This is a genomic window from Candidatus Thiodiazotropha endoloripes, from assembly GCF_001708965.1.
Lineage (GTDB): Bacteria > Pseudomonadota > Gammaproteobacteria > Chromatiales > Chromatiaceae > Thiodiazotropha > Thiodiazotropha endoloripes.
Window position 1 is genome coordinate 1 of sequence record NZ_LVJW01000002.1, and the last position, 371, is coordinate 371.

Annotated in this window: 1 protein-coding gene; it reads left to right on the forward strand. The window is 49.3% G+C overall.

The window, feature by feature from the left end; genetic code table 11:
* Positions 1-371, forward strand: a 371-nt coding sequence (locus A3193_RS00015; protein ID WP_201258775.1) for a VCBS domain-containing protein, incomplete at both ends; no start/stop codon positions are given.

The window sequence follows — 371 nt, forward strand, 5'->3', positions numbered from 1 at the left end:
GTGGTTTGGTTAACGGTCAGTTACAAGCCAGTGATGTTGACCTTGCCGAAGGTGCGTCTCTCAGTTTTGCCACTTCAGAAGAAGTTGATGGCCTTACTTTGAATGAAGATGGGTCCTACAGTTTCGATGCTTCCTCTTATCAATCACTTGGAGAGGGTGATACTGAAATCATAGAAGTCCCTGTGACAGTCACCGATGACCAGGGCGCCACAGCTGAAACCACACTGACGATTACCGTCACTGGCACGAATGATAATCCAGTTGCAGAGGCCCAAGAGATCTCGGCGGACGAAGGTGGTTTGGTTAACGGTCAGTTACAAGCCAGTGATGTTGACCTTGCCGAAGGTGCGTCTCTCAGTTTTGCCACTTCA